Origin of the sequence: Streptococcus caledonicus, from assembly GCF_042656225.1 — a bacterium.
Taxonomy (GTDB): Bacteria; Bacillota; Bacilli; order Lactobacillales; family Streptococcaceae; genus Streptococcus; species Streptococcus caledonicus.
This window is the reverse complement of sequence record NZ_JBHSOJ010000031.1, coordinates 1-20635: the sequence shown is the minus strand read 5'-3', so window position 1 is coordinate 20635 and position 20635 is coordinate 1. Positions and strand designations below refer to the sequence as shown.

At 38.6% G+C, this 20635-nt stretch carries 19 protein-coding genes and 6 pseudogenes; 18 read left to right on the top strand and 7 right to left on the bottom strand.

The features are described from left to right. The first annotated feature begins 1 nt into the window (after window position 1). The 11 genes and pseudogenes from ACFPQ3_RS10205 to ACFPQ3_RS10155 all read left to right on the top strand — a co-directional run. Entirely contained in the window at window positions 2–1105 is a 1104-nt protein-coding gene (locus ACFPQ3_RS10205) for a prephenate dehydrogenase (protein WP_156805544.1), read from the top strand. Between the two features lie 11 nt (window positions 1106–1116). Beyond that, window positions 1117–1455, top strand: a complete 339-nt coding sequence (locus ACFPQ3_RS10200; RefSeq protein ID WP_156805543.1) for a YlbF/YmcA family competence regulator — start codon at window positions 1117–1119, stop codon at window positions 1453–1455. A gap of 119 nt (window positions 1456–1574) precedes the next feature. Beyond that, window positions 1575–2858, top strand: coding sequence for a 3-phosphoshikimate 1-carboxyvinyltransferase (aroA, locus tag ACFPQ3_RS10195; protein WP_156805542.1), 1284 nt, complete (start codon window positions 1575–1577; stop codon window positions 2856–2858). Next, window positions 2851–3327 carry a shikimate kinase gene (locus ACFPQ3_RS10190; RefSeq protein WP_156805541.1) on the top strand — a complete coding sequence of 159 codons (477 nt, stop codon included), beginning with the start codon at window positions 2851–2853 and terminating at the stop codon, window positions 3325–3327. Before aroA ends, ACFPQ3_RS10190 begins: the two co-directional genes overlap by 8 nt. Beyond that, complete coding sequence (gene pheA / locus ACFPQ3_RS10185; RefSeq protein WP_156805540.1) at window positions 3324–4154, top strand: prephenate dehydratase; 831 nt, start codon at window positions 3324–3326, stop codon at window positions 4152–4154. The genes ACFPQ3_RS10190 and pheA overlap by 4 nt, the downstream gene beginning before the upstream one ends. Before the next feature lie 9 nt (window positions 4155–4163). Beyond that, window positions 4164–5621, top strand: coding sequence for an LCP family protein (locus tag ACFPQ3_RS10180; RefSeq protein ID WP_156805539.1), 1458 nt, complete (start codon window positions 4164–4166; stop codon window positions 5619–5621). Between the two features lie 78 nt (window positions 5622–5699). Then, window positions 5700–7055 (top strand): 23S rRNA (uracil(1939)-C(5))-methyltransferase RlmD, encoded by a 1356-nt coding sequence (gene rlmD, locus ACFPQ3_RS10175; RefSeq protein ID WP_156805538.1) that lies wholly within the window; start codon window positions 5700–5702, stop codon window positions 7053–7055. Between the two features lie 675 nt (window positions 7056–7730). Next, a complete protein-coding gene (locus ACFPQ3_RS10170; protein WP_156805537.1) occupies window positions 7731–8390 on the top strand; it encodes a CpXC domain-containing protein in 660 nt (219 codons plus the stop codon). Window positions 8391–8816: 426 nt separating this feature from the next. Continuing rightward, window positions 8817–9548 (top strand): ABC transporter ATP-binding protein, encoded by a 732-nt coding sequence (locus tag ACFPQ3_RS10165; protein WP_156805652.1) that lies wholly within the window; start codon window positions 8817–8819, stop codon window positions 9546–9548. 17 nt (window positions 9549–9565) lie between these two features. Next, window positions 9566–10882, top strand: a complete 1317-nt coding sequence (locus ACFPQ3_RS10160) for an FtsX-like permease family protein (RefSeq protein WP_156805536.1) — start codon at window positions 9566–9568, stop codon at window positions 10880–10882. A gap of 6 nt (window positions 10883–10888) precedes the next feature. Further along, a pseudogene (locus tag ACFPQ3_RS10155) lies at window positions 10889–11068 on the top strand (ATP-grasp domain-containing protein); the annotation flags it as partial. A 39-nt stretch (window positions 11069–11107) separates the two neighbouring features. Here ACFPQ3_RS10155 and ACFPQ3_RS10150 read toward each other — a convergent pair. From ACFPQ3_RS10150 to ACFPQ3_RS10135, 4 genes and pseudogenes are all read right to left on the bottom strand, one after another. After that, window positions 11108–11245, bottom strand: a complete 138-nt coding sequence (locus ACFPQ3_RS10150) for a DUF5960 family protein (RefSeq protein WP_269747720.1) — start codon at window positions 11243–11245, stop codon at window positions 11108–11110. 37 nt (window positions 11246–11282) lie between these two features. Further along, window positions 11283–11582, bottom strand: coding sequence for a DUF5960 family protein (locus ACFPQ3_RS10145; protein ID WP_156805535.1), 300 nt, complete (start codon window positions 11580–11582; stop codon window positions 11283–11285). Further along, window positions 11569–11936 (bottom strand): annotated as a pseudogene (locus tag ACFPQ3_RS10140) (hypothetical protein). The gene ACFPQ3_RS10145 and the pseudogene ACFPQ3_RS10140 overlap by 14 nt, the downstream one beginning before the upstream one ends. Further along, window positions 11933–12324 (bottom strand): annotated as a pseudogene (locus tag ACFPQ3_RS10135) (DinB/UmuC family translesion DNA polymerase); the annotation flags it as partial. The pseudogenes ACFPQ3_RS10135 and ACFPQ3_RS10140, both read right to left, overlap by 4 nt. 500 nt (window positions 12325–12824) lie before the next feature. Between ACFPQ3_RS10135 and ACFPQ3_RS10130 the strand changes: the two are divergent. The 5 genes from ACFPQ3_RS10130 to ACFPQ3_RS10110 are packed head-to-tail and all read left to right on the top strand — an operon-like array spanning window position 12825 to window position 17961. Continuing rightward, entirely contained in the window at window positions 12825–15035 is a 2211-nt protein-coding gene (locus ACFPQ3_RS10130) for a family 16 glycosylhydrolase (protein ID WP_156805534.1), read from the top strand. 39 nt (window positions 15036–15074) lie between these two features. After that, window positions 15075–16397, top strand: coding sequence for a PTS sugar transporter subunit IIC (locus ACFPQ3_RS10125; protein ID WP_156805533.1), 1323 nt, complete (start codon window positions 15075–15077; stop codon window positions 16395–16397). Between the two features lie 21 nt (window positions 16398–16418). Further along, window positions 16419–17318, top strand: coding sequence for a DUF7916 family protein (locus ACFPQ3_RS10120; RefSeq protein WP_156805532.1), 900 nt, complete (start codon window positions 16419–16421; stop codon window positions 17316–17318). Window positions 17319–17328: 10 nt separating this feature from the next. Then, a complete protein-coding gene (locus ACFPQ3_RS10115; RefSeq protein WP_156805531.1) occupies window positions 17329–17640 on the top strand; it encodes a PTS sugar transporter subunit IIB in 312 nt (103 codons plus the stop codon). Between the two features lie 9 nt (window positions 17641–17649). Beyond that, the gene (locus ACFPQ3_RS10110) at window positions 17650–17961 is read left to right on the top strand and encodes a PTS sugar transporter subunit IIA (protein ID WP_156805530.1); all 312 of its coding nucleotides are present in this window, start codon (window positions 17650–17652) and stop codon (window positions 17959–17961) included. A gap of 163 nt (window positions 17962–18124) precedes the next feature. Here ACFPQ3_RS10110 and ACFPQ3_RS10105 read toward each other — a convergent pair. Further along, window positions 18125–18463: pseudogene (locus tag ACFPQ3_RS10105) on the bottom strand (transposase); the annotation flags it as partial. A 151-nt stretch (window positions 18464–18614) separates the two neighbouring features. Between ACFPQ3_RS10105 and ACFPQ3_RS10100 the strand changes: the two are divergent. Beyond that, the gene (locus tag ACFPQ3_RS10100; protein WP_156805529.1) at window positions 18615–19814 is read left to right on the top strand and encodes an ROK family transcriptional regulator; all 1200 of its coding nucleotides are present in this window, start codon (window positions 18615–18617) and stop codon (window positions 19812–19814) included. A 67-nt stretch (window positions 19815–19881) separates the two neighbouring features. On the opposite strand, the pseudogene ACFPQ3_RS10095 reads toward ACFPQ3_RS10100, so the two are convergent. Continuing rightward, window positions 19882–20013, bottom strand: a pseudogene (locus tag ACFPQ3_RS10095) (IS30 family transposase); the annotation flags it as partial. 174 nt (window positions 20014–20187) lie between these two features. On the opposite strand from ACFPQ3_RS10095, the gene ACFPQ3_RS10090 reads away from it, so the two are divergent. Beyond that, window positions 20188–20460, top strand: a complete 273-nt coding sequence (locus tag ACFPQ3_RS10090; protein WP_156805528.1) for a hypothetical protein — start codon at window positions 20188–20190, stop codon at window positions 20458–20460. Here ACFPQ3_RS10090 and ACFPQ3_RS10085 read toward each other — a convergent pair. Then, window positions 20447–20635 (bottom strand): annotated as a pseudogene (locus ACFPQ3_RS10085) (IS30 family transposase); the annotation flags it as partial. The gene ACFPQ3_RS10090 and the pseudogene ACFPQ3_RS10085 overlap by 14 nt on opposite strands.

The window sequence follows — 20635 nt, the reverse complement described above, 5'->3', positions numbered from 1 at the left end:
TATGTCAAAAACAATATACATTGCGGGACTAGGTTTGATTGGTGGTTCATTGGCTTTAGCCATTCGTAAGGCTCATCCAACTTATCGGATTCTAGGCTATAATCGCCCTGAAAAATCACAACAGATTGCTCGTGAACGAGGGATGGTTAATGATTTAACGGATGATTTTGCTAGTTTTGCTCCCTTAGCTGATATTATTATATTAGCAGTTCCTATTAAACAGACTATTCTTTTTTTAAAAGAGTTGGCTCAATTAGACTTGAAAAAAGGTGTGATTATTACAGATGTTGGTTCGACAAAACAGGAGATTGTTGCGGTAGCTGAAGTCTGTTTTGCTAATCGTGAGATTGATTTTATTGGCGGTCATCCGATGGCAGGCAGTCACAAGTCTGGAGCTATTGCAGCTGATGTTAGCTTATTTGAAAATGCCTACTATATTTTCACACCGACTCAGTTCACCCAAGAAAGGGCTTTAACGTCTTTAAAAGACTTGTTTAAGGGAACCGGAGCTCGTTATATTGAGGTGGCTGCTGATGAGCACGACCGAGTAACTAGTCAGATTTCTCACTTCCCCCATATTTTAGCGACTAGCTTGATGTTGCAAACTGGCGACTACGCTGAATCTCACGAGCACACAAAGTATTTTACTGCCGGAGGTTTTAGGGATATGACTCGGATTGCAGAGTCAGAGCCTGATTTATGGACTTCTATTTTGCTGAGTAATAGCAGAGCTGTTCTTGACAGAATTGAGGAATTTAAAGAGCGTCTTGATGAGGTTGCGCAGCTTATTTTCCAGAAAAATGAGCCAGCAATCTGGAAGTTTTTCAATCAAGGACGTGCCATGAGGCAAGCTATGGAAATCCACAAAAAGGGTGGTGTAGATAGCTTTTACGATCTCTTTGTTGAAGTCCCTGACGAAGAAGATGTGGTCTTGAAAATTTTGGAATTACTAAGAGGAATTTCTCTCGTGAACTTGCACATCAATGAGGAAAACCGAGAAGATAGTCATGGTGTTTTGCAATTAACCTTTAAAAATGCTCAGGATTTAGCTACTGCCGAAGTTATTATTAAAAATAATACAGATTATCACATTACAATTACATAAAGGAGTTACTCATGGAAAATATTTATGATTTAGCAAATAACTTGGAACGTGCTATCCGTGCACTTCCAGAATATCAAGCTGTTAAAACGGCGAAAGAGGCAGTTGATGCTGATGCTGCTGCCAAAGGACTTTGGGAGGAATTTTTAGTCGCACAAAATAAAATTCAGGCTCTAATTCAATCTGGACAAATGCCTAGTCCAGAGGATCAAGCAGAAATGACTGCACTTGGTGATAAAATCGAAAAAAATAGTATTCTTAAAGCTTATTTCACAAACCAGCAAGCACTAGGTGTTTATGTTGCTGACTTGGAGCGAATCATCTTTAAACCTTTACAAGAATTAGCAGAGTAAGTCGCTAAAAATCAGTACATTTATATCAAATGTCTTACATAAGGCACAAGTACAGGAATTTTTAGAAATTTCTGTACTTTTTTGATATAATGAAAAAATACACGAGTGAGAGGTTTCTTATGAAGTTACAAACAACAGCTAAATCATTATCAGGTTCAATTCGTGTGCCTGGAGATAAATCAATTAGTCATCGTTCAATTATGTTTGGAAGTCTTGCCAAAGGAGTGACGACTGTTCGAGATATTTTGCGTGGTGAGGATGTTTTGTCAACCATGCAGGTTTTCCGTGACTTAGGAGTGCAAATTGAAGATAAGGGCGATGTTGTTGAAATACATGGTGTTGGTTTTGAGGGCTTAAAAGCTCCGCAGAATAAACTGGACATGGGAAATTCTGGCACGTCTATTCGTCTCATTTCAGGTGTTCTTGCAGGACGGGATTTTGAAGTGGAGATGTTTGGAGATGATAGTCTTTCAAAACGTCCGATGGATCGTGTGACTATTCCTTTACGCCAAATGGGGGTTGACGTATCTGGTCAGACTGACCGTGACTTGCCACCTCTTAAAATGAAGGGGACAAGCTCACTTAAACCAATTACTTACCAATTACCGGTGGCCTCTGCTCAAGTAAAATCTGCTCTGATTTTTGCAGCTTTGCAGGCAGATGGAGAGTCACTCATTGTTGAAAAAGAAAAGACGCGAAACCATACCGAAGATATGATTGTTCAATTCGGTGGTGAGATTAAGGTTGAGGGCAAAGAAATCCGCATCAAAGGAGGTCAAGAATTTACTGCTCAAGAAGTTGTGGTTCCTGGCGATATTTCTTCAGCAGCTTTCTGGCTAGTTGCAGGGCTTATTGTCCCAAATAGTAAAATTGTTCTTGAGAACGTTGGAATCAACGAAACCAGAACAGGTATTCTCGATGTTATCAAAGCGATGGGTGGCAATATTCAACTGTCTAATGTTGATAACATTGCTAAATCAGCAACGATTACAGTTGAAACATCAGAACTTCATGGGACTGAGATTGCAGGGGATATTATTCCTCGCTTGATTGATGAATTACCGATTATTACGCTTTTGGGGACACAGGCAAAAGGTAGAACAGTCATTCGTGATGCGGAAGAATTGAAAGTGAAGGAAACAGACCGTATTCAAGTGGTGGCTGACGCTCTAAATGCGATGGGTGCTAGTATTGAACCAACACCTGATGGAATGATTATAGAAGGTAAAACATCGTTGCATGGTGCTAACATTAACACCTTTGGTGATCATCGTATCGGTATGATGGCTGCCATTGCTGCTCTGCTTGTCCAGGATGGAGAGGTGAACTTAGAGAGAGCAGAAGCAATCAATACCAGTTATCCAGATTTCTTCAAACACATGGAGGTATTGGTACATGGCTAAGGTTTTAATTGGTTTTATGGGTTCTGGAAAGTCAACCATTGCACGTCTCTTGGACTTAGATTATATTGATATGGATGCTATGATTGAAGACCGTATTGGGATGCCTATTGCAGACTTTTTTGCAACAAAAGGTGAATCTGCTTTTCGTGAGATTGAAAGTGATATTTTATCAGATTTGATAGCTACTGATAAGGTTATTTCCACAGGAGGTGGAGTCGTTGTGACAGAAAAAAATCGTCAGTTGTTAACAGAAAATCAACAGACTATCTATCTGAAAGCTGATTTTGAAACGCTATATCAGCGCATTGCTAATGATACCAAAAATGTGCGACCGCTATTTGTTAACAATAGTAAAGAAGCCTTTAAAGCTATTTTTGATGGACGTCAAATCTGGTATGAAGAGGCGGCCAGTCAAATCATTGATGTGACCAATAAAACACCTCAGGAAATTGTAGAGGAAATCTTATGAAAATTGCCTATTTGGGACCAATAGGGTCGTTTACTCACAATGTGGCTCTAAGTGCCTTTCCTCAGGCTGATTTAGTCCCCTTTGAAACCATCACAGAAGTTCTGAAAGCCTATCAAGACAAGCAAGTCAGCTTTGCTATTGTTCCCGTAGAAAATTCGATTGAAGGATCGGTACATGAAACAATTGATTACCTTTTTGATCAAGAAAATTTAAAGGCTGTGGCAGAAATTATTCAACCAATCAAGCAACAACTCATGTCGGTGACAACACAATATCCAGAAAAAATCTATTCTCATCCTCAAGCGATAGCTCAAGGAAAACAGTATATTTCTCAACATTACCCTAAGGCCCAGTTTGAAGTAACTGCCTCGACCGCTTATGCTGCACGATTGGTAGCGGAACACCCAGATAAACCTTATGCAGCTATTGCCCCTCAAGCAGCAGCGAAACAGTATGGTTTAACTGTGATTGCTAAGGATATCCAAGAAATCGAGGAGAATTTCACTCGTTTTTGGATTTTAGGAACTCAAGAGCAGCTTGTTATTTTACCTAAAATCTCTAAAAAAATATCCCTAGCTCTAACTTTACCAGATAATCTGCCAGGAGCTCTATACAAAGCTTTATCGGTTTTTGCCTGGCGAGGGATTGATCTAACTAAAATTGAAAGCCGACCATTGAAAACGATACTTGGTGAATACTTTTTCATTATAGATGTTGATAATGAGAGTAAAGAATTGATTAAATATGCCTTATCTGAGTTGACAAGTCTAGGAATTGAGTTTAAAATTTTAGGAGATTATTCTGTTTATACTATGAGCACACCTTAAGGAGGTATTATGCCAGATCGCCGTTTAGAGGCTCTAACTCATCATGAAGCCCTACGATATGATTATTTATCGAAAAATATTCATTTTTTAAATCCTAAGGAAAAAGCTGAGCTAGAACATCTTAAGGCTAAGTTAGCCGGTGAATTAGTTTCGTATAGCCAAGAGAGGAATTTATCTCAAGATGCTTTGAACGCTTTGCCTGTTTATCCTAAGAGGGAAAATTCGAAACGTTATTCTCGGAAAGAAAAGCATGGCGATTTAGATTTGCCTCCTTATCCAAATGGGATGGCGACAGCTTTTGACAAGGAACAACCGAAGGAAAGAATTAAAGGATTACCTGCTTATCCCACCCAAGAGAGGTCTAAAAAGGTTAGCCGTCCTAAAATTCATGAACGAGTAGAACAACCTGTAAAAGAACAATCTATTAAGGTGAAATCTCCAAAACCAGCTAAGAAAAAACGCAATTTTAGTTTTAAACGCTTTTTGAAATGGATTGGTATCGTGATTCTTGCTGTTTTAACTGGAATGATTGTCATGTTTGTGAAAGGGATGAATGAGATCACTTCTGGAAAGAACAATTATCAACCTGCACAAGTTGAGGTGTTTAATGGTGAGGATACTTTGGATGGTACTAATATCCTTATTTTAGGAAGTGATAAGAGAGTTACGCAGAATTCTACCGATGCTAGAACTGATACGATTATGGTTATGAATATTGGTGGCAGTGACGGAAAAATCAAACTGGCTAGCTTTATGCGTGATACCTTAGTCAATATTCCAGGTTACAGTTCTGATGATTACTCAACAGACCTGAAACTGAATAGCTCATTTACGTTTGGAGAACAAGATGGCGACCAAGGAGCAGAATTTGTTCGTCTGGTTCTCAAACATAATTTTGACATTGATATTAAATATTATGTCATGATTGACTTTGAAACGTTTGCGATTGCGATTGATACCTTATTCCCTGAAGGTGTTGAAATTGATGCTGCATTTGAAACTGTTGGTGGTGAAACCGTAACGGAGGTTGAAGTTCCTGATGATTTAGGCTATGCACAAGGCGGAGCAATGTACCAGACCATTGCAGTCGGTAAACAGAGAATGGATGGTAAGACACTTCTAAATTATGCCCGTTTTCGTGGAGATGATACGGCTGATTTTGGGCGAGTGAAGCGCCAGCAACAGGTTTTGGAAGCTGTTTTTGCTCAAGTCAAAAATCCTGCTAAACTCTTTACAGGGTCAGCAGCGGTGGGTAAAATTTATGCTCTTACCTCTACAAATGTCTCTTATCCTGTGCTTTTGGCGGAGGGGTTAGGTATATTAACGAGCGGAAGAGGTGGTATTGAACGTCTTACCATTCCTCAACAAGGGGATTGGATTGATACCTATGACATGTATGGGGGTATGGGACTAGATATTGACCGTGATAACTATAAAGAATTATTAGCTCAGATGGGATTACGATAAATATGATATAATGGAGAGACGAAAGTCTCTCTTATTTCTTTTGGAAATAGCAGAGCTGAGAGTTAGAATGAGGATGTTATGTTACAAAAAAATGATATTGTAGAAGTTAAGATTGTGGATTTGACCCATGAAGGACAAGGGGTTGCCAAGGTTGATGGCTTAGTCTTTTTTGTGGAGAATGCCCTACCAGAAGAAGTGATTCAGATGCGCGTGCTGAAGGTTACCAAGAAAATCGGATACGGTAAGGTAGAAGAGTACCTCAAAACCTCTCCACACCGTGTAGAAGATATGGATGCGGCCTACTTGCGTACAGGAATTGCTGATTTTGGGCATTTAGCTTATTCCGAACAGCTCAAATTCAAACGCAAGCAAGTGGTAGATAATTTGTATAAAACCGCAGGGATTTCTGATGTAGAAGTGCTAGATACACTTGGGATGGCAAATCCAACTGCCTATCGCAATAAGGCTACGATTCCAGTACGACGTGTCAACGGTCAACTGGAAACAGGCTTTTTCCGTAAAAATTCTCATGATTTGATGCCAATTGAAGATTATCTGATTCAAGACAAGGAGATTGACCGTTTTATCAATGCCACTCGTGATTTACTGCGCCGTTTTGACCTCAAACCTTATGATGAAAAAGAGCAGACTGGTTTGATTCGCAATATCGTGGTGCGTCGTGGGCATTACTCGGGTGAGATGATGTTGGTGCTTGTGACCACGCGTCCGAAGGTCTTTCGGATAGAGCAGTTGATTGAACAATTGGTAGCTGATTTTCCAGTCCTTGTTTCTGTCATTCAAAATATTAACGACAAGAATACCAATGCTATTTTTGGGGCGGAATTCCATACCTTGTATGGCAAAGATACGATTACGGACACGATGCTGAGGAATCAGTACGAGATTTCAGCCCAGTCCTTCTATCAAGTCAATACCGAAATGGCAGAAAAACTCTATCAGGCAGCCATTGATTTTTCAGAATTAACGACGCAAGATGTAGTTGTTGATGCTTACTCAGGGATTGGGACCATCGGACTTTCCCTTGCTAAGAAAGTCAAAGCAGTTTATGGCGTTGAAGTCATCGAAGCAGCAGTGCGTGATGCGAAGAAAAATGCTGCGCTGAACGGCATTACCAACGCGCACTATGTAGTAGATAGCGCTGAAAATGCCATGGCTAACTGGAGCAAGGAAGGTATTCAACCAAGCGTGATTCTAGTAGACCCACCACGCAGAGGCCTCACCGAAAGCTTCATCATAGCAAGTGTTGTCATGCAACCAAAGAAAATCACCTACATTTCCTGCAACCCAGCCACCATGGCGCGTGATATTAAGCTTTATGAAGAATTAGGCTACAAGTTGCAGAAAGTACAGCCTGTGGATCTTTTTCCGCAAACGCATCACGTGGAGGTAGTCGCTCTGCTGGTGAAAGCCTAGAAACCTTTGAACGAAAGCATACTAAAAAGCCTTGGAGACAAGGCTTTTTTGCTTGGGGTGGGGAAGTATCAGAGTGACTACCTCAGTTGAGGTAATTGAAATTTTGGGAGATTTATAAGGTATCTATTTCCGTAGACACAAGGTGGGGACATGAGTAAAGGAGTATGAGGGAATAGATGTCCCCACCTCTAATACCGCCAGAATGGTCGATTGAAGTGTGAGTTTTGAAATTGATACTATTTAATTTTCATGTACGAGCCGTTATGGATGTAAAAAGTAGAAAAATATTTCTACGCTTCTATTATCAAGAGCTTCATTGGCTTAAGTATTGGATATTCTAATTTATTGAGATAAAGCGGTTTCTTTTTATGATATAATGATGGTGCGTAATATTAATTATTCTATCAGATTTCATTTGGACTGAATACAGTTTATTAAAAGTGTAAAAATTGATTAAAAGATAATGTGCTGGCTATGCCAGGTAATCGGTCAATGACTAAGCCTTGTTAAGGGAGCAAGTCTCAATATTAGAAACAAGGGCAAACGAATTAGACTTGGAATTCTTAGAGTTTCCCTGAAATTATTGGAGAGACTAAGCCGCCATAAGAATGACCTGAGTTAGCGAAGTCCCTTGAATAGAAGGAAATTATAGGGTATTTAAATGGAGAAAAATTTATGACACGAACAACAGTTGAATTTATAGCTTGCCCTGTATGTAAACATCAAAGCGGCTTTACAACCTATCAGAGTATTAACGCAACACTTGACCCAAAATTGAAGCAGCAAATCATAGACTGGGAACTATTTAAGTTTTACTGTTTGAATTGTGGTGAACCAAGGCTTGTTTGTTATGAGACTTTGTATCATGATATGGAGAATCGGCTCATGCTTTACTACATTCCTGCTATAGATAGTAGAGAGCAGGAGCAGTACAGGATTGAGGAGATATTCAGTCAAATAAAACAGGTTGAAGGCGATAGGTACTCTAACTCTTTTGATACCTACAACTTCCGTATTGTTTCTGATATGGAGTCATTCATTGAGAAAGTGCAGATATTTGATGCAGGGTATGATGATAGGCTTGTTGAATTGATGAAGTTTATCCTCGCACCCAAGGAGGAAGAGGATATCCAGTTCAGCTATGACCATATGGTGTTCACCAAAGTAGGTGATGACAGTTATCAGTTTATGTTCATCTATGAGAATCGTGCAGTTGCCTCACTCAAATTTTCAGAGGAAATGTATGAGCATTTTAAGTCGGAGTATTCCGGCCTACTCGATGATTCATACTTTGTGGACGAAGCTTGGGCCTATGCTATGGTTTCTAAGACATGATTTAATATGATTTTAAGGAGCTTTAAATGGCTAAAAGGGAGTAAATGTACCATTCACATCCCTTTAAAGAAACTGGCTTAGTCAGCCCGTAAATGAAGGTTTACGCTTCAATTCCTCCTCGACCTTCGTCCATTCTGGACGACTGGGGGAACCCCCCACGAAAAAAGATCAGCCAAGCTGCCCATTTTTTCTCCCCCAGGTCTCCGTCTTCCCTCTCGATAACATGTCAACTTCTCGGCTGACAAGTTCGAGGTGTCGTCTTCGACTGTCGCCCGAATAACGGGCGAATGTTTGCTAATTGCAAACAAGAAGGTACTCATGAATAAAGTGCTCTTTATCGAGACAAATACCAGCTAATAGCTCCTTAATTCACAAAATAGTTGTATAATAAAAACAAAGATAACGCTAAAATCAGGAGGAGTAATGATGGATAATCATGTCGCTGTTAAAGTCACAAACCTTTCAAAAGAATTTTTGTTAGGACCAGACAAGACTGTTTCTATTTTGAAAGATGTTTCTTTATCTGTAAACTATGGGGAGTTTGTCTCGATCCTTGGTGTCAGCGGTTCTGGTAAGTCAACCTTGCTTAATTGCTTATCCAGCTTATCCGAACCAACAAGTGGCGAAGTTTTTGTCAATGGTGTGAATCCATATACCTTGAAAGATGGAAAACTTGCTAAATTTAGACGTCAAGATGTTGCCATTATTTTTCAACAATATAATCTGGTGCCAGCTTTACCCGTGCTGGAAAATGTTACCCTACCTCTAAGACTTTCAGGAAAGATTGTTGATAGCCATCACGTCAAAGCCTTGTTGGATAGTCTAAATTTTAAAGCAGACCTCTCTTCATTAGTGTCTACCTTATCAGGTGGAGAACAGCAAAAAGTGGCTATTTCTCGTGCCATATTAGCAGATAGCAAGATTATTTTTGCTGATGAGCCAACAGGAGCTCTCGATAGTGTCTCCAGAAAACTGATTTTTGATTCCCTTCGTCAGTTAGCCAGTCAGGGAAAATGTGTGTTTATGGTTACTCACGATATTGAGTTGGCTTCAAAAACTGACAGAGCACTCATTTTAAAAGATGGAAAGATTTCTCAACAACTGATGAAACCATCCGCAACTGAGCTCTACCAAGCACTTGAAACCAGTAAAGATTGATTTGAGGAGAATTGTTTATGCTAAAATTAATCATTTACCAATTTCAATACACCAAAAGGCAATGGTTAGGCACAATACCACTCTTATTTGTCTCTAGCCTGATTGTTGGGACCTCCTTATTTGGTATTGCTAGTGCCTTAAAAACCGCCAATATAAACGCTTCTCAACTATTTCAGATGCTCATTGTCTTTGGAGGGACGACTCTATTTTTCCTTATTTCAAATAATATCAGACTGCTAATAGACATCTTTAAAAAGGATTATCAATTATGGACGATTTTAGGGGCAAGTAGATCTCAGTTATCTATACTTATCGCTGGTCAATTTTATTTGATGGCTCTTATTGTGAGTAGTATTGGAACAATACTTTCATTCGCTGCGACAGATAGCTACTACAAATTTTTACAACAGTTATTAGGAAGAGATGAGTTACCTGATTTGGTGATTACAGCCAATATTCCAACTGTTTTATTGAGTATTTTTATAGTACCAACGATTGTTGGCTTAGGGGCTTATTTTTATTCTAGCCGACTACTAAAAAAAGAATCCAATTCAAAACAAAATCATAGAACAAGAAGAAGTAAGGCGGCTAGGTTTGTTAGCTTCTCTATCCGTTTACTCCTATGGTTACTGTGTGTCGGCTCTGTTGTTTCAGCAGGTTTTACCCAAAATAGAGAAACAATTGTAACACAGTCTAGCCTCATTTTATTTTTATTAATTGTCCATCTCTTTATCATTCAGTCCATATCGCCGTCACTCCAGATTAATTTAATGAAATTGTTAATGAAGCTATTCTCAACTAAAAATTATGTCATCAATACAGGGTTTTGGCATTTGTTATACAATCCGAGCTATTTGAAAAGTATACAGGCGTCAATGGCTATGGGGATAACGCTCATTTCAGGGTTTATACTTTATACCCAAAATATGTATACCTTCATGAATACAGCAAACAGTGTCCATGAAGTAAGAGCCTCCTTCATTGCTTATCTGTCTGCTCCTATAATTCTGATTATTACTAATTCGATTTCTCTCACTATTTTATCTTCCAACAAAGATAGTGAAGACATTAGACAGTTACAAACACTGGGCGTGTCAAGATTACAACCTTTTAAAATACGTGTTGCAGAAGCAATAATACATTCGGTGTTAATCTTATTAGTCTCTGTTGTTTTCAATGCTATTATTTTAATTTTAGTATACTTTATCGGTCAACTTTTAGGACATAGTGTCATCAACATGGTAGGTTTTTGGCAACCTAGCCTTACAGTTCTTTGTTTGCTGATTGTCTTTTATAGTATTACAAAGGGAATGTATGTATTTAAAGATAGATAAAACGGAATTGGTGTTACTAAGGATGGTCGTACATTAGTTGTTGAAGTAAATGATGGTTATGCTCTTGGGAATCACGGTTTATCGCCTTTAAAATCCATTAAATTTTCTAGAGCTAGATGGGAAGAAATGGTTGCACCGTATTTTAGCAAAAATCCAGTTTTTGACTTTTCTTTGGTAAATAAATAGATATTTTCGTCAATATGAAAAGGAGCGTACGGCTCCTTTTTAGTTTATAGAGTAAACGGTCTTTAGGTAGACATAGTTTTTCATGAGCTTATTGTTCTCGATAGGCTCAATACTGAATAGAATGTAGTGATCTCGGTTGTCTTCGGCATTATCCTCATTGAGCTTGAAGAAATTTATGAAGTCATATAAATAGGAACAGTAAATCGAACTGCTCCTATTTTTCTGCTAAATATGTTGTAGTTTTCTTATATGTATAATGATAAATTAGCGGATTCTCATCTAAGGTACTTACCTCAAAAATGAAGAAGTGATCCCGATTATCTCTGGCCTTCTCCTTATTCAGGACAAAGTAATTCTTACATGAAGTCGCCATTGTTTTGAGGATATCATCGGTCAGGAAGGTCAATGGAATATTCATGTTGGAGTAGCGGTAGAAGTCACGTTCAAAATCTTGGTAGCTCTCGCTATAATAGTCCATTTGCAGGTGATTACGTTGAAACTCAAGCTGATTCATAGAGCACCTCCTCAACAAGTTCAATACTCAAAATATCTTTCAATTTCAAATTGATATGAGCTGTTGTAGTTTTTATCAAAATGAAATCCTTATTCAGACTTGGTATTGTTCCAGTGTAGGAAACACGCTTGTTTTTATCAATCAGATGAATGCGCGTGTGTAGCTGCCCAGCGTATACTTGACTGAGGAGTAATAATTTCTTCTCTAGTGATAAATCAGACATGTACATTACTTTGTTTGTGTCATCAGAGAGTGCTGATGTATGCTCAGATAGGAAAAAAACATCCATTTTTGCATCTTAGTATCCTGGTACTCTCTTGCTGACTGAAATGGTAAGTATGAACGGTCAGTCAATTTAATCCCTCCAATCCACCAGCGGAATGTCCGCCGATAAGCTTACTGCGTTCAATATTTCTGGAACCTTCCGTTAGGACGGTTCCTTTTTGTATGGCTAAAAAACCAAACTGTTCTCGGACAACATCAATTGCTGTCTGAAGTCTATTTTCTTTTTCAATTTGTTATACATCATCAAAGAGTGATAGTAGAGTATAGCTTTCATCTACAAAACCACTATAAGACACACCAATTTGTCTCACTGCACCAGAGGTGTATTTTTTCGGAATAATTCAAGTACATGACTCACCATTGTTTTGGGGAGATTTGCGGGTTCAATTTTTTTCTGAACATTTATAGATTTTTTCATCTCAGTCCTAGAATATCCAATATAAATAGAAACGACAGTAGTCAATACTAGGGCTACTGTTCCGTTCCACAGTATAATCCTAAAATCACTTTCACTTCCTTTCGTTCATTAGTATAGAAGAAAGCTCTCAGCACATGTGGAGGTAGTCGCTCTGCTGGTGAAAGCTTAGAAACCTTTGGGGACGAAAGGGATAGTAAAAAGCCTTGATACCAAGGCTTTTTGTGATGTATGGGGGAGTATCAGAGTGACTGCCTCAGTTGAGGTAGTTGAGGCGTTGGAAAATTTTGGGGGAATTTATTTCCGTAGACGAATGGTGGGGACATAGGGTAAGGAGTATGAGGGAATAGATGTCCCCACTCTCAATTTGTAAAATCAAGCAAATTCTTATAAGTATATTAATCGAATTTATATAAATAATGTTTCAGAAGTAGATGTTGTAAAAATAGATTAAATAGTTTTTTTTTATAACTAAAATATTGACATAACAGAAAAAAAGTTTTAAAATATAATAAAAAAGCGTTTACAACGGAGGTAAACTTATGTTTTATAAAAAATGTTTAACCGGAAAGTATTCTATTCGAAAATTTTCTGTTGGTGTTTGCTCTGTAATGATTGGTGGATTATTTCTTGCTACTTCCATGCAGGTAAAAGCTGAGGAATTAAGTACTGTTGAAAATAATGTTGTAGTTTCTAATTTGGTTAAAGAGACTATAACATATGATAAAGTTGAGGACTCATTAGAAAGCAATTCCGATAATTCACCAAGTACAGATGTTTTAAATGCTGCAAAATTAGAAGTCTTACCGGATATTAAAGAGGTTGTAACAAACGAGCAACTGAATGATTCAAATAAACCTGAAGAACTTGTGATTGAGGATGCTATTCAGGAATTAAATCTAATTAGCAATCCGACGTTTGATGGTGGTGACTATGTCTCAAGTAAACCTATACCAATAATTCATCGTTCTAAAAACAAAAGAGATTATATATCTTCGGACTCAGGTAATACATTTTACAAGAGCAAAGAAAATACTACAAATGACTTCTTACTGTTCGAAATCAATACAGTAGCAGGCAGAACCTATACTGCTTCAGCAGATATTAGACTTGATGTGGCGGATGGATTTTCTGCAAGTGGTGCCTATTTTGATGTGAAATCAATTAATTCAGACGGTAGTCAGATTACAATACCTGGTGGTAAAGGTGTTAATAGTATGAGTGATTCAATTGGACAGTGGAGTAAGCAAGAGATTAAGTTTACTGCGATAGGTAATCGAACACACATTGGTCTGGTGAAATGGCATGATAACTCTTCGGATTTAAATACATTGAAAACATCAATTAAGATTGATAATTTAAAAGTTGTGGAGAATACATCCTATGAGGAAGTTTGGAAAGAAACTTTTAGCGGAGAAAGATTAAATGATGATATTTGGGGATATGAACTAGGGAATATTCGGGGCAACGAACAACAACACTATAGTAGCAGCACAGAAAATGTTTATATTAAAGACGGAAATTTGATATTGAAAGTTACCGATAGACCTGAGGAAGATCAATACTATAACAGACAGAAACATGGTAAAAATGCAAGGCTGGTTCACTATAACTCAGGTAGTGTTAGGACAGTAGGAAAACAGGAGTTTTTATACGGTAGATTAGAAGCAAAAATGAAATTACCAAAAGGGCAGGCAGTATTTCCAGCATTTTGGACTCTGGGTGCGGATTTTACTTTAGATGGTAGAATTGAAACTGGACAAGGATACGGTTGGCCATCAACAGGTGAGATTGATATTATGGAATTGACAGGAACTGCAGCAGGTCAGGGAAATAAGACAGTATATGGAACTCCACACTTCTTCTACAGTAAGGGAGATGCAGATAAAGATGGAAATGCAGGTTCTGGATATAGTGGAAACTTATCATTAAGTGATGACTTTGCTAATGATTTTCATGTTTTTGGAATAAATTGGTCTGAGGACAGAATTGAGTGGTATGTAGATAATGTTGTTTATAATACATTAGTTTATGATAATTCAGAACGGTCTCAGGCATTGAAGAAAGCATTTAATCGTCCTCAGTTTATCCAATTTAATTTAGCAACAGGTGGAAATTGGCCGGGTACAGCTGGAAAAAATTTATCTGGACAAAAGGTTGAAATTGATTGGGTAAGATGGTTGCAAAGTGATGAACAGAAGATTGCTCGAGATACCTATTATGCAAATAAACCTATTATCAATGGTGTCCGAAATATCTCTATCGTTAAAGGGGAAGTGCCTAATTTATTAGATGGTGTCACAATAAATCTTCCAAATTATAATGTGGAGTATTCTATTGATGACGAGTATATGTTTGTTAATACAGGTGAACCTGGCGGACGAAACGAAGTTCGCAATGTTGTCAAAAATTCATCCCAAGCCAGTCAAATCGCTGATTTGTCACCAGGTGTTTACAATGTTTATTATACATCAATTCCAAAATCCCCTGATTACAATGGTCGAGGAGAACCAATTCACAAAATGACTCGTGAACTAAGCCAATTAGTAATATTACCTACAAAACTAAATGGAGAACTCGGTAAAAATTTGTCAATGGTTGAACTTCCGACTGGTTGGCAGTGGGAGAACCCTGATGACATTATAACCGAGAATGGATCATATGGGATTGTATTTATAAATCCAAATGATAAAATTAAACCAGATTATAGAAGAGCTTTCACAACTACGGTGAATAATAGTATTCTGTTGTAATTTGAGTTAAAGAAGATAAATATTTTTGGAGTAATTATTATGAACAAATTCAACGCACTTATTGAACAGAAACTCATGCCGATTGCGGCTAAAATGAGTTCAAACAAAGCTCTTGTAGCTATTCGGGATGGGATTACCCTATCTATGCCTCTTTTGATTATCGGTTCAATCTTTATGATTGTCGCCTCTTTTCCTGCTCCAGGTTGGGAAGCCTGGCTGGGTGATATCGGAGTAGCAGGTTATCTCTGGAAAGGAGTTGACGGAAGCTTCAGCCTACTAGGAATGGTCGCTGCCTTTGGTATTGCCTACAGCTATTCTAAGCAAGAGAAGGTGGACGGGGTTGCTTCGGGCTTAATTTCCCTAGCCTCCTTTATCACCGTTACGCCTTATGTGAACGGTGTGACAGTTGCTCTAGCGAACCCCGATGTGGCGCTTCCAGAAGGCTTGTCTATTCCAGCTGGTATCACAGCTTCTTATATGTCTGCCAAAGGTGTATTTGTGGCTATTGTGTTAGGTCTAGTTAGTGCTGTTATTTACGATTGGTTTATCAAACGCAATATCCAAATCAAACTACCTGATGCAGTACCCCCTGCGGTATCACGCAGTTTTTCAGCTATTATTCCTGGGGCAGTCATTATTACCATGTGGTTGACGATTTATGGTATTTTGGATGCTAATAAGTTGCCAAACATCCATGAATTAGCTCAAACCATTGTCGGTGGACCACTTCGTCTTATTGGTGGTAATATTATTGGGGTTATGCTGATTGCTGGCCTTAACTCCTTATTCTGGTTTGTCGGTATTCACGGTGGGAATACGGTTAATGCCATCATGAAACCAACCTGGATTGACAATCTGTCTGCTAACGTTGAAGCCTATCAAACTGGTCAACCGCTGAAAGAAATTTTCACAACGCCGTTTATGGATAACTTTGTCTACATCGGTGGTGGTGGTGCAACTATTGGTTTGGTGCTTGCTATTGCCTGGTATGCTCGTAAGAAAAATGGTAGTCAACAGACTAAGGCACTTGCCCCCCTGACGGTAATTCCAGGTCTCTTCAATATCAATGAACCAGCCATGTTTGGTTTCCCAGTTGTAATGAATGTGGCTCTCCTTGTTCCTTTTGTCCTTGCACCAATGGTGAACACGCTTGTTGCTTGGTTGGCCATGTCGTCAGGTTTGGTGCCATTGACTAGGGCTGAGGCTTCATGGACTATGCCTCCAATTTTATCTGGTTTCTTGACAACAGGTAGTGTCATGGGGGCAGTTCTCCAGATTATCTTGATTCTTATTGATGTTGCCTTGTATTTGCCATTCTTTATTGCTGTTGAGAAGCAATTTAAACAACAAGAAAATGAGTGATGAAGTTAGAAAGGAAAAGCTATGGTTAAACGATTTTTAAGTGCGGAAGCTTCTGAAATTTTGGCCATGTCGGCCAGCGAGTTGAAGCAGAGTATAAAAGCGTCAGAAGGTCGAATTATCTTGTCTGAAAATGTTGCGCCTCGGGAACCCTATATTGCTGAATGCACCAATGCTGAGATGGCTAGAGCTTTTGGGGCAGACCTGATTTTATTGAATGGACTGGATGTTTTTGAACCTGTTGTAGCTGGTCTAGGTCAAGATGAAGTAAACGTGGTTGAACGCCTACACCATTTGGTGGGGCGTCCCATAGGGATCAATCTGGAACCAGTTGACCCACAGGCAAAGATGATGGATGAGACGTTAACCATTTCAAGAGGACGACAAGCTCATTTAGAGACTATTCAGGAAATTGAACGCCTTGGGTTTGATTTTGTCTGCTTTACAGGCAATCCAGGGACAGGCGTGACCAACTCGGCCATTATTGAAACGGTCAAGTTGGCTAAACAAGAATTTTCAGGTTTGATTATTGCAGGAAAAATGCATGCAGCAGGAGTGGATGAACCTGTTGCAGATTTGGATGTGGTTAAGGCTTTGATTGATGCAGGTGCAGATATAATCTTGGCCCCATCTGTCGGTAGTGTGCCAGGTTTTCAAGCCAGTGATTTGACTGATATGGTTAAGGTGGCACATCGTCATGGTTCCTTGGTGATGACAGCTATCGGCACTAGCCAGGAAAGCTCAGAACCAGAAACAGTACGTTACATGGCTTTACAAAATAAAATTTGTGGCGTAGATATTCAGCATATCGGCGATGCTGGTTATGGCGGCTTGGCTCCTGTTGAAAATATTTTTACTATGAGTAAAGCTATTCGGGGGCAACGTCATACGCTTGCGATGATTGGCCGTTCTATTAACAGATAGGAGATAATAAATGACTACAATTTTACTCGCCTGTGCAGCAGGCATGTCCACCAGCCTTCTGGTGACAAAAATGGAAAAAGCAGCTCAAGACCAAGGACTGAAATCTAAAATCTATGCGGTGTCAGTAGCTGAAGTAGACAAGGAATTATCTGAAAATACTATTGATGTTGTTCTTTTAGGACCTCAAGTACGTTATGAAGAAGGTAATCTCAAGAAGAAACTGGAACCACTAGGGATTCCTCTATCCGTTATTAACATGCAAGATTATGGGATGATGAATGGTGTCAAGGTACTTCAAACAGCCCTGGATTTGATTCAATAGGAGGTTATGATGGCAGAGATTAACTTGGAATCCATCATGGGACTTATCATGAATGCCGGTGAGGCAAAAAGCAATGCGATGGAAGCTATTGCTGCTGCGAAATCTGGAGAATTTGCACTGGCTGATCGTAAATTGGACGCTGCACATGCTTCTTTGGTTGAGGCGCATCATGCTCAGACAGGGTTATTGACCCAAGAAGCTCAAGGAGAGCAATTGAACATTACCCTGCTGACCGTACATAGTCAGGACCACTTGATGACAGCCATCACCTTTGTAGATTTGGCTAAGGAAATCATTGATCTATATCGGTGTAAGTCATAACCACCCGTAAAACGGGTGGTTTGTACACCGACTGTAAGACGATTCCCTCCAGCCGCGTCTAAAGATGCTAACTGAACGTTTTCAGGCCTACTTGATAACTTGACTAACGTTCGTTCAACGGGCTTTTATCGGCTCTTTGTCAACTGTAATGGATGACTTATAGCTAAACACGAGAGGAGACGAGCTTCGTCTTCTCTTTTGCTATATTCAAAGTGAGATAAATCCGTTTCTTGAAATTGTCAAAGTTCCGATAACCAAAGGCATTGCGCTTGATATCTTTGATGAGTTTGTTAGTAGCTTCAAGTTTAGCGTTAGAATAAGGCAATTCAATGGCATTAGTGATGTAGGCTTGATAGCGAATAAAGGTATTCAAAGCCGTTTTAAAGGTTTGATTGAGATGAGGTAAAGCGTCTTAAATTAAGCCCCAAAACTGGTCAGTTTTTTTCTCTTGCAGGTGGAAAAGAAGTAACTGGTACAGATCATAATAAACTTTTAACTCAGGTTTTTGCCATTTATTTTCCTCTTGATTTAGCCTGAACAATTAAATTATACTAGAAAAATAAATGAAAGCTAAAAGCCTGTACCCTTTACGGGTACGGCTTTTTTAGATAAAATAGAACTAAGCTACAATAGGATTCAAGGATTAATAAAACATGGCATTATCAAAAAAACAAAGCCTTCAGCGCAATCAGATTTTAGAAAGTCTTTACTTGCACGGCAGCCAGTCGCGAGCGGATTTAGCACGTCGGCTTGGTATCACGCCTGCAACCATGACCGAAATTACTGGGGTCATGATTAAGCAGGGCGTTTTGACGGAAACTGGTGATGGTGCGCGTGATTCGGGCATTGGTCGTAAACGGGTATTGTTGGACGTTAGACCTCAATTGGCCTACTACATGGGGATTGAGCTTGGGGAGAACAAAGTCACGATTTGTTTGACTGATAATCTGGGTCAACTCGTCGAGAATGCGACGGTTCATCAAACAGTAGACTCAACCTTTCTATTGACTGAAAAAAATTTGATAGAACTAATCCATTCTTATATAGACACTCACTGTAACTACTCCATTAAAGCAGTTGCTCTGGCAGTTCCTGGACATTATGAACAGGAGTCTCAGACCATCGTGTCTAATCAGACTTTTTGGTCAAATTTTGATCTTGCTTCAGTTATTTCTGAGATATCCATTCCTGTTTATGTCAAAAATAATGTGAAATGCATGGCTTTGGCACAACTTTATTTATCCTCAACGAAAAATAAATTGAATTTCTTGTTTTTAAATCTAAAGCGCGGTATTTTTGCTTCCTATGTTTATGACGGCCATATTTATGGTGATAAAAATTATCTAGTAGGTGAAGTGGGCCACCTTGTTGTTAATCCCAATGGAGAACAGTGCGAATGTGGGAAGGCTGGCTGTTTACAAACCTATGCCAGTATTCCTTGGATGTTGAAAAAGGCTCGGCACGCATTGGCTTCTGGTAGGACATCATATTTGAAGCTTTTGGCTGACTGTCCAGAAGAGGTTGAATTAAATGATTTATTTTATGCTTACCAGATGGGCGATGAATTTGTGCATCGGATTGTTGAACAAGCTTTAGATTATCTCGTGTTACAAATTAATAATTCCCAAATGATATTAGATGTTGATGCGATCTATATTCATGGTAAACTTTTTGAAGAACCTTTGATTATGCGTAAACTTCAGGCTAAGTTGGCAATTAGTACGCAAGTTGTCCAGCAGGAAAGAGCTATTACTCGACAAGTTTTGCCATATTGCTCGAACAGAGGTGCAATTGGAGCTTGTGCATTGGCTATCAAAAGGCATTTTATTGAAGGAGAGATTGAAAATTCATAATTGCAGTTAACTTAACTGAAAATTATTGTTAGGCGGTTTTATCTTGTTGAAACAAGTCTTGTGCGGATTAGCAGTTGGGAATTTTTCTGGGTCTCTGATTAATGGCTAGGGGGGCTTGTTCTAATTCTTCAGGTGTGACTTGCTTGAGTGATTGTCCTTTGGAGATAAATTCCCTAAGCAGGCCATTAAAGTTTTCGTTTTAATTTAAATAATTATATTGCCATCTCAGAGAAACACATCATAAATATTATTACTCATCATCCTCTTGAGGTGAGTGTTGTAGAAAATGAGAGAGAGGTTGACAGATGGAGTATTGGTTAGATATTGGAGAAAACATTTTTACTTCTAAATTGTCTTACGATGTTCAAATACAATGGAATTTAAGAGAAGATTTTATAATTTTTTACAAGCATACAATGGACAAGGTCCTCTTTATAAACTTGATTTTGGAGAAATCATATTTTTTGAAATGATTGATGAACACCTTTCATTTTCACCATTCTTAACCGAAAATGTTACAACATTAAAAGATTCTAATACAAATGGAGTTTTATTTGAAGTAAGGTTTGATGATGTTGATAGCAATACTTTAAATTATTTTATTAGAAGTGACTTTTATATATCCTCATTTGTCAAATTAAGTTAGACATTTTCAAGTTAGTCAGAAAAACTTGATAAGGTGTTTGATAATTTAAAGATTTCCTAGGAATGTTATTTCGTCTATCAGCTATAGCTGATAGACATTTTTGAGAAATACCCTTGAAGTCCATCTGCTTAGGAAGTCCGTGCCGTCTTAATAGACCATTAGAATGTTCATTAAG

Coding starts and splice junctions, on each gene's coding strand:
- ACFPQ3_RS10205 (WP_156805544.1), top strand. CDS start 2: ATGTCAAAAACAATATACATTGCGGGACTAGGTTTGATTGGTGGTTCA.
- ACFPQ3_RS10200 (WP_156805543.1), top strand. CDS start 1,117: ATGGAAAATATTTATGATTTAGCAAATAACTTGGAACGTGCTATCCGT.
- aroA (WP_156805542.1), top strand. CDS start 1,575: ATGAAGTTACAAACAACAGCTAAATCATTATCAGGTTCAATTCGTGTG.
- ACFPQ3_RS10190 (WP_156805541.1), top strand. CDS start 2,851: ATGGCTAAGGTTTTAATTGGTTTTATGGGTTCTGGAAAGTCAACCATT.
- pheA (WP_156805540.1), top strand. CDS start 3,324: ATGAAAATTGCCTATTTGGGACCAATAGGGTCGTTTACTCACAATGTG.
- ACFPQ3_RS10180 (WP_156805539.1), top strand. CDS start 4,164: ATGCCAGATCGCCGTTTAGAGGCTCTAACTCATCATGAAGCCCTACGA.
- rlmD (WP_156805538.1), top strand. CDS start 5,700: ATGTTACAAAAAAATGATATTGTAGAAGTTAAGATTGTGGATTTGACC.
- ACFPQ3_RS10170 (WP_156805537.1), top strand. CDS start 7,731: ATGACACGAACAACAGTTGAATTTATAGCTTGCCCTGTATGTAAACAT.
- ACFPQ3_RS10165 (WP_156805652.1), top strand. CDS start 8,817: ATGGATAATCATGTCGCTGTTAAAGTCACAAACCTTTCAAAAGAATTT.
- ACFPQ3_RS10160 (WP_156805536.1), top strand. CDS start 9,566: ATGCTAAAATTAATCATTTACCAATTTCAATACACCAAAAGGCAATGG.
- ACFPQ3_RS10145 (WP_156805535.1), bottom strand. CDS start 11,582: ATGAATCAGCTTGAGTTTCAACGTAATCACCTGCAAATGGACTATTAT.
- ACFPQ3_RS10130 (WP_156805534.1), top strand. CDS start 12,825: ATGTTTTATAAAAAATGTTTAACCGGAAAGTATTCTATTCGAAAATTT.
- ACFPQ3_RS10125 (WP_156805533.1), top strand. CDS start 15,075: ATGAACAAATTCAACGCACTTATTGAACAGAAACTCATGCCGATTGCG.
- ACFPQ3_RS10120 (WP_156805532.1), top strand. CDS start 16,419: ATGGTTAAACGATTTTTAAGTGCGGAAGCTTCTGAAATTTTGGCCATG.
- ACFPQ3_RS10115 (WP_156805531.1), top strand. CDS start 17,329: ATGACTACAATTTTACTCGCCTGTGCAGCAGGCATGTCCACCAGCCTT.
- ACFPQ3_RS10110 (WP_156805530.1), top strand. CDS start 17,650: ATGGCAGAGATTAACTTGGAATCCATCATGGGACTTATCATGAATGCC.
- ACFPQ3_RS10100 (WP_156805529.1), top strand. CDS start 18,615: ATGGCATTATCAAAAAAACAAAGCCTTCAGCGCAATCAGATTTTAGAA.
- ACFPQ3_RS10090 (WP_156805528.1), top strand. CDS start 20,188: ATGGAATTTAAGAGAAGATTTTATAATTTTTTACAAGCATACAATGGA.